We start from the raw sequence: 6,672 nt of genomic DNA on the forward strand, positions 1-6,672 counted from the left end.
CGCTCCAGCCTGAATCTATCAAAGTGTCGGCCAGCCTGCCCACGATCGTAAAATGGCTGCCCACAATGGCGTGAAACGCGTGCCCGACATCGCGCGAAATCAATGCCCACATTCCGCGAAATGCGCACATTTCAACCAGCAACATCTCATGACTGGTGCGCTTGGTGTTGGAAAGGGCACCAGTCATGGGAGCAAGTTATTGCTTATAGTGACTTGAAATATTGAATAATTTCGGCAGATGAAACGACATCACCATATTTTTGCTGAATATCGTAAAGTGCTGCCTCATGTGGGGGCTGCGCGCGGTCCACGCATGCATCGGCTGCGACCAATACATTGAAGCCACTTTGTACTGCATCAACGGCTGATGCGCGGATGCAACCCGATGTTGTAGCCCCAGCAACAACGACTGTGTTGACGCCAGCACCCGCAAGTTGGCTCGCAAGATTAGTGCCAAAGAATGCTGATGCTCCTTTCTTGACGAAGACTGCGTCGGTGGGTTCGCGATCTAACCTGTCATCTATTTCAACGAGCCGGCTGCCGTCTTCGAGCGCTTTCATTCCCGTTGCTTTTTTCAGCCATGGCAAAACGTCGAGCTCACTTTTATTGAAAGAGATCACAGTGAAGATGACTGGGATCGATCGAAGGCGAGCAGCTGCGATCAGACTATTGGTAACCGCGATTTGCGCGCTGGCTTCAGAAGCGGTCGGATAGATAGCATCCGTAAAGCCGTAGCTTAAGTCGATAACAATCAGCGCGGGGTTTCGGCCCCGTGGAACCTGCCCCCCGAAGCCAGCATCTTTGTAGGTTTTTTCCTGTTTCATGATGTTTTTCTCTCGGCGATTCGATTAACTGCGCTCCATCTGCATTTCTTTTACGACAATCTCGCCATCGATCACGATCGGCTCGTCGTCTAGGAAAAGTGAACAATTGCGCATCGGGATGTCGAGGTGACATGCGGTGTCATTGGACCCGCCCAATTCGTTATTGGGGCCTGTTGAGAACATCACGTTGCCGTAGAAGCTGCGCGGCTCCATGCCCATGCCACCCGGAAATTCACCTGGAGTCATTCTGTGCCATTTGGCGTCGGGGTTCATACCCCAACCAACATGGCTCATGCCCTTGCCACGTTCATCGTTGAAGCCGTCCATATAGGATTTCACCAACTCACAATCTAGGCCACCGCGCATGTCAGTGATAAAGCCTTTTTTAATGGTGTAGGTGATCGGATCTCGGACGTACATGTTCTGCGGCAGCAAGATATCTCCGGGCGCGACGACAATCTGGCCGTCCACACCATCATCGTCGCCTCCGGTAAAGACGAAGCCGGAAGGCCAGTGATCCCAGCGGCCCGGCTCGTCAGTGCAAGCATACTCGGCCACCGTCGGATAGGTATTCAATTTATAGGTCACATCTGTGCCGTGGGGTGACGTGATGCGCATGACCTTGGCCTTGGCCAAATACTCGGCACCGATCTCGACCTTTTCGCGGAGCTCTGTGGACGGCAACATCCGCGCCAGCAGTTCGGGGGGCTCCACCGCTGTCAGGATACGAGTGCCCGCAGCCTGAATGGCGAATTGTTCCGGCGAGAACAGCAAGAAGACACAGTCGATCAGCATGTCGCATGCTTTCTGTGCTTCCACTGCATCGGGCAAGGCAGCAAGGCCAGTTACGCCTACATTCCAGCCGCCCATCGCGGAAGGAGCTGGCAGACGCATGTGATACATTGACGCCCCCAGCCGTGCTCCGGCGGCCATGAAAGCATCGGCATATTCCAGGCGTTCATTGCCCTGTGTCAGTACGACCAGCTTTTCGCCCTCGTGTACGCCGGACATTTTCAACTGATGCAAGCAAATCTGTGTGAAACTTTCGTGATCCATGACGGGTCCTCCTTAAGGCATTATTATTGTGTACGGAAATCCTTGACGGCGCTCAGAAAGCCTTCCAGGTCGTCCCACGGGATCATATGGCCGGCGCCCTCGACTGTGCGTACTTCCGTTTGGGGCGCGAGAGTCAGCAACTCGGCCACGTCGTCGTCGCCAATTACAGGCGCGCCCCCCGCAACGATCAGGCGTATCGGCAAGGTGATCTGGAGAAGGTCCCCGTGTATGTCGTCGGTGTGGAAGCCGTCGTACGCGGTCTTGATTGCGTCGAGTTGACATGTGTGGAGCCATTCTGCCCGCAACGAGACCTGTTCATCGGTCCAGGTCGGACAGAACGCCCGCATGTCTTTGGCGGAGCAGCCCTTGGTCGCAGCTATGATCGAATCTTCGTACCACGGCCATTTGGATGGGTATTCGCGCCGTCCGGGCCCGCTTACTGGAGGGTCCACCAGAACAAGACCGGACATCGCATCGCCATCTTTACGGGCGGCACGAATGGCATTTCGTGCTCCCATTGAGTGCCCAAGAATTATCGGCTTTTCCATGTCTCCGGCGTCAATCACGCCAAGTACGTCGTCGGCCATTGCATCAAGCGAATAATCAAGATCACCACCTTGGCTCAGGCCACGGCCGCGCACGTCAAGCACATGAACGTCGAAGGCTTCAGCCAGCCGTTCAGCGACAAATCCCCACGTAATCGCGGGCGACGTAATTCCAGGAATAATAAGCATTTGTGGGCCGTCACCGCGGTAATGCAGAAGGTGTTGGCGGATGCCGTTTGCGTGAAGGTTGTAACCGCTTATCATGGTTTGATCCTTTAATATTTGCCGGACAGCAGAGCGCCGCCGCCAGGGACGAGCGTGTCGAGATCAAGTGCCTTCAGCATGGCCCAGGTTGTTGCGATGGCCGCGGTCACGACCGGTTTTCCGGTCACGGCCTCGGCCATCGGAACTGCACGCAGCGATGGCATTTGAACACAGGCTGACAACACCACGACGTCGACATCCGAGGTGTCCATCTCTGCGACGATTCCAGGAAGGTTCATTGGATCATGCGCCGCAACAGCAAGGTTGTCGCTGATTTCAAGAGCTTTCCAGACCGACACTTCGATCCCTTCGGCACGGATGTAGTTCACCACCATCTCGGTCAGCGGTTTCATATAAGGCGCGACAAGGGCGATCTTCTTGGCACCCATGGCGCGTAATCCATCCACCAGCGCACCCGCCGATGTTATTACGGGTGCCTCGGCGCCGTTGTCTTTGGTAACCTGTCCAAGTCGCTGCGCAGATGTGCGGTGATACCCTTCGCCCATCGACATGATGGCAACCAAGCAGGCATATCCGAGCACATCTACCCGCGCATCGCTCAGTTCTAGTGCGCAGCGGTCGCTGTCGGCATCCATCGCCTTCAATTCTTCTGTCGTGACCTTCTTCATTCGCATCCGCGACGAATGGTAGGTGAATTTCTCTGGGTGAACCTGACCCCGCGCAGTCAAGAGAGCGGGAATCTCTGTTTCCATCGTCACGTTTGAACTGGGCACAATCTGGCCCACGCGAAAGCTCTTCATATTGATTCTCCGTTTTAGTCCAAGATATGATTAATTAAACGTATGATTAATTACAAGCAGAACTTTTTGACCATAACAAATTGCTTTGGGGCAGGGACCGGCGCTGTTGCAGACGGCCTGAAAAATGCTTCTCAGACCATCTAAGTAGAGATTTAGGTTCGTTTCAGGCCAAAGTAGTCATGCCAATTCGCCAGCCCGAACCGTGAAATTGCGGGGATCATAATCATAGACCCAATCCGTGTTGATACCTGTCGTGCGCGGATCTTCTTTTGCACGCCGTGCGTATTCGGCATCTCGAATGGCCATCTCTTTTTCTGTTGGAAGGTGGTAAGACCGACCTCTTTCCCGCGCTTCCAGTTGCACACGGGCTGTTCGTGGCAGTCTTTCACCCTCATAAGCCGTCAGCGCCGCAGCCAGATCATCGGGAAACTGGCCAAGGGCTTCCGCCAGAATGTAGGCGTCTTCAATTGCCATGGCCGCGCCTTGCGACAAGAAAGGCAGCATTGGATGGCAGGCGTCCCCCAGGAGGGTCACGGCACCTTTCGACCATGTCTCCATCGGATCATGATCGAACAGACCCCAGTTGAACACCTCTCCTACACCGGAGAACAACTTTTGCAGGTCTGGATGCCAACCTTCGAAATCGCTGAGCATCGAGTCTACAGAGGCGCGTGTACTCCAACTTTCATCCACCCATTCGGCGGCTTCCGTCACGGCCACGACGTTCACGGCGTCGCCGCCTTTCACATAATAGGTAACAACATGGGCTTTAGGGCCCATCCAGAAGGCGCTTTCAGGGGCGACGTAATCGACGACTCCGCCAGTCGGTATAAGCGCACGGTAGCATTGATGGCCCGTCCACCGCAGATTTCCGGACCCAAAAATCGAGTCACGCACGACAGAGCGAACACCATCGGCACCAATCACCAGATCAGCGTCGAAATGGCTTCCATCCTCGAAGGTTGCTCGGGCCCCGTGCGCTGTCTGCTCAACGCCGGTGCAAGCCATGTTGAAGCGGCAGACATCGGACGGCAACGCGGATACAAAGACATCCAAAAGGTCTGCCCGATGAACATGGATGAACGGAGCATCATAGTGTTCGCGGAATTCCGTTCCAAGATCGATCCGGAAGTTCTGACTTCCCGTTTTCCAATGGCGGCCCGTCACTGCCCGAGGGTAAAACGCGCTTTCGAACAAATTGTCTGCAAGGCCAAGACCTGAGAGCGCTTTGACCGCGTTCGGAGTGATCTGAACGCCCGCGCCCACTTCTCCAAAGGCTGCCGCCTTTTCAAAGATCGTTACGTCAAAGCCTTTTTGTAGCAAGGCGTGAGCAGTCGCAGTGCCACCGATACCACCGCCAATAATTGCGATTTTCATTTTAGTCTCCTTAGATTCAAAGATTTATGCGCTCAGTCGCGCCAGCGTGTGAGGCGCTTTTCAAGTCTTCCCAAAACGCCTAATTCCAGAAGCTGCATGGCGATGATGAAAATGATCGCGATGGCGGCCACCTCCCGCATCCGGAGCAAACGGAAGCTATGGAAAATATCTGCACCGATACCGTTCGGCTGACCGATGGCTTCAACCACCACGACCAGTTTCCAAGATAGGGCGAACGAAAATCGAATTGCGGTCAAAAGGGCTGGCACCATCTGTGGTGCGAGCACGGTCATTAGTCGCACTTTGCGAGGCAGATGATAAATCTGCGCCATCTCGTCGAGAGATTTATCACGTGCGTGAATATTAGAGCGAACAATATTCGTGACGAACGGAGTGACTGCGACTGTCAGCGCTACAAATCCAGCGGCCTCCCCGGTTCCAAGCGCCAGAATGGCAAAGATGATATAGACTGGATCAGGCACGGCCAATGCAAGTGCCAAAAGCGGTTGAAAGAACGCTTCCGCACGTGCGTTAAGTCCAATTAACAGCCCAAGTGCGGTGCCAACGAGCGTCGCACAGGCGAAAGCCATGAATATCCGGCCGAGTGTAAGGAAAAAGCTGTCCCAAAACCCACTCGACCCAAGCTTTTCGACCATGGCGATTGCGGTGGCATCGATACTTGGAACCCAAGGCCGAAAATAGATCGACATGACATACCAAAGCGCGAGCATAGAACCGAGCGCGATCGCTGCCGCACCAATCTTTGGCGACACACTGAACAGCCTGAACCTGCCGGGTGCTGGCACATTCAATGGAGGTGAAGCTTCTGAATTATGCAACGTCCCGGTCCTCCGCGTTGCCCAACCCCCAAGGCGCCTGAACACGGGCAACTATTTCGCTTTCGATTTCGGATATCCGCGGATCGTCATAATCGCGTGGACGCTTCAATGGGACGGTGTAGTCTTCGTAGATGCGAGCAGGGCCACGGGTGAGAATAATTATACGATCTGCCAGATAAACAGCTTCTCGGACCGAGTGGGTCACGAAGACCACTGTAGCGCCGGTACGCTGGCATATTCCTGTCAGTTCCTGCCGAAGCGATCGGGCTGTCACCTCATCAAGCGTCGACAGTGGTTCGTCCATCAAGATATAGGAGGGATCGACCACAAGCGCGCGCGCGATAGAGACCCGTTGCCTCTGACCGCCGGACAAACGCAATGGCCAAGAGTCCTTGAATTGACCGATGTGCAGGATTTCCAGAATTTCGTCGATCTTCCGGTTCCATTCAGAGCGTGGCACAGCAGAGGGAGCCAAGGCAATTTCAAGATTCTGACGGACTGTGCGCCATGGCAGTAAGCGGTGTGACTGGAACACATATCCCAACCGTGGTGCCTTTGATTTGGGAGTGAATAGTTCTTTATTCTCTACAAAGACCCGACCGCGGCTCGGCGCCCGCAAGCCGGAAATCACATTCAACATAGAGGATTTCCCGCAACCGGAGGGGCCGAGGATTGCTACGAATTCGCCGCGACGAATGTTGAATTCCAACCCGGCAACAGCTTCGTATGCGCCATAAGCAACACCAAGATCTTCAACTTTCAGGACTGAGTTTTCATCATCTGAACTCATTGTATTTGTACCTTTTCTTACTTTGGTGTGGGTTACCGCCAGCGGAATGTGAATTTTTCAAGATTACGTATGAGGCCGTATTCGGCGATCAGGGCAATCGCGTTTGGCTCACGCGTCTTACAGCCCATTGAGAACGCTGCATAAGAATGCCTCATCCCAGCCAGCTCGCTTGAGTTTGATGCTGAGAGAGCCTTTGGATGTGTCGCGTCGGACGAC

General features: G+C 54.3%; 9 protein-coding genes. All 9 read right to left on the reverse strand.

From position 1 onward, the window contains the following. Positions 1-187, reverse strand: a 187-nt coding sequence (locus tag FQ320_RS26205) for a hypothetical protein (RefSeq protein WP_222861724.1), incomplete at its 3' end; no start/stop codon positions are given. Between the two features lie 16 nt (positions 188-203). Then, entirely contained in the window at positions 204-824 is a 621-nt protein-coding gene (locus FQ320_RS24810) for an isochorismatase family protein (protein ID WP_148475941.1), read from the reverse strand. 24 nt (positions 825-848) lie between these two features. After that, on the reverse strand, positions 849-1,880 hold the full coding sequence (locus FQ320_RS24815; RefSeq protein ID WP_148475942.1) for a leucyl aminopeptidase: 1,032 nt from the start codon (positions 1,878-1,880) through the stop codon (positions 849-851). Positions 1,881-1,903: 23 nt separating this feature from the next. After that, positions 1,904-2,689, reverse strand: a complete 786-nt coding sequence (locus FQ320_RS24820) for an alpha/beta fold hydrolase (RefSeq protein WP_148475943.1) — start codon at positions 2,687-2,689, stop codon at positions 1,904-1,906. A gap of 11 nt (positions 2,690-2,700) precedes the next feature. Next, a complete protein-coding gene (locus FQ320_RS24825; RefSeq protein ID WP_148475947.1) occupies positions 2,701-3,402 on the reverse strand; it encodes an Asp/Glu racemase in 702 nt (233 codons plus the stop codon). A 225-nt stretch (positions 3,403-3,627) separates the two neighbouring features. Then, positions 3,628-4,827, reverse strand: coding sequence for an FAD-dependent monooxygenase (locus FQ320_RS24830; protein ID WP_148475944.1), 1,200 nt, complete (start codon positions 4,825-4,827; stop codon positions 3,628-3,630). Between the two features lie 32 nt (positions 4,828-4,859). After that, the gene (locus tag FQ320_RS24835) at positions 4,860-5,666 is read right to left on the reverse strand and encodes an ABC transporter permease (RefSeq protein ID WP_148475945.1); all 807 of its coding nucleotides are present in this window, start codon (positions 5,664-5,666) and stop codon (positions 4,860-4,862) included. Continuing rightward, a complete protein-coding gene (locus FQ320_RS24840) occupies positions 5,659-6,456 on the reverse strand; it encodes an ABC transporter ATP-binding protein (RefSeq protein ID WP_148475946.1) in 798 nt (265 codons plus the stop codon). The genes FQ320_RS24835 and FQ320_RS24840 overlap by 8 nt, the downstream gene beginning before the upstream one ends. 32 nt (positions 6,457-6,488) lie before the next feature. Continuing rightward, on the reverse strand, positions 6,489-6,672 hold a 184-nt coding region (locus FQ320_RS26210; RefSeq protein WP_222861725.1), incomplete at its 5' end, for a hypothetical protein.

Origin of the sequence: Oceaniovalibus sp. ACAM 378, assembly GCF_008085915.1 — a bacterium.
Taxonomy (GTDB): Bacteria; Pseudomonadota; Alphaproteobacteria; order Rhodobacterales; family Rhodobacteraceae; genus Oceaniglobus.

Excerpts from the sequence above, each read along its gene's own strand:
- FQ320_RS24810 (WP_148475941.1), bottom strand. The coding sequence starts at position 824 with ATGAAACAGGAAAAAACCTACAAAGATGCTGGCTTCGGGGGGCAGGTT.
- FQ320_RS24815 (WP_148475942.1), bottom strand. The coding sequence starts at position 1,880 with ATGGATCACGAAAGTTTCACACAGATTTGCTTGCATCAGTTGAAAATG.
- FQ320_RS24820 (WP_148475943.1), bottom strand. The coding sequence starts at position 2,689 with ATGATAAGCGGTTACAACCTTCACGCAAACGGCATCCGCCAACACCTT.
- FQ320_RS24825 (WP_148475947.1), bottom strand. The coding sequence starts at position 3,402 with ATGGAAACAGAGATTCCCGCTCTCTTGACTGCGCGGGGTCAGGTTCAC.
- FQ320_RS24830 (WP_148475944.1), bottom strand. The coding sequence starts at position 4,827 with ATGAAAATCGCAATTATTGGCGGTGGTATCGGTGGCACTGCGACTGCT.
- FQ320_RS24840 (WP_148475946.1), bottom strand. The coding sequence starts at position 6,456 with ATGAGTTCAGATGATGAAAACTCAGTCCTGAAAGTTGAAGATCTTGGT.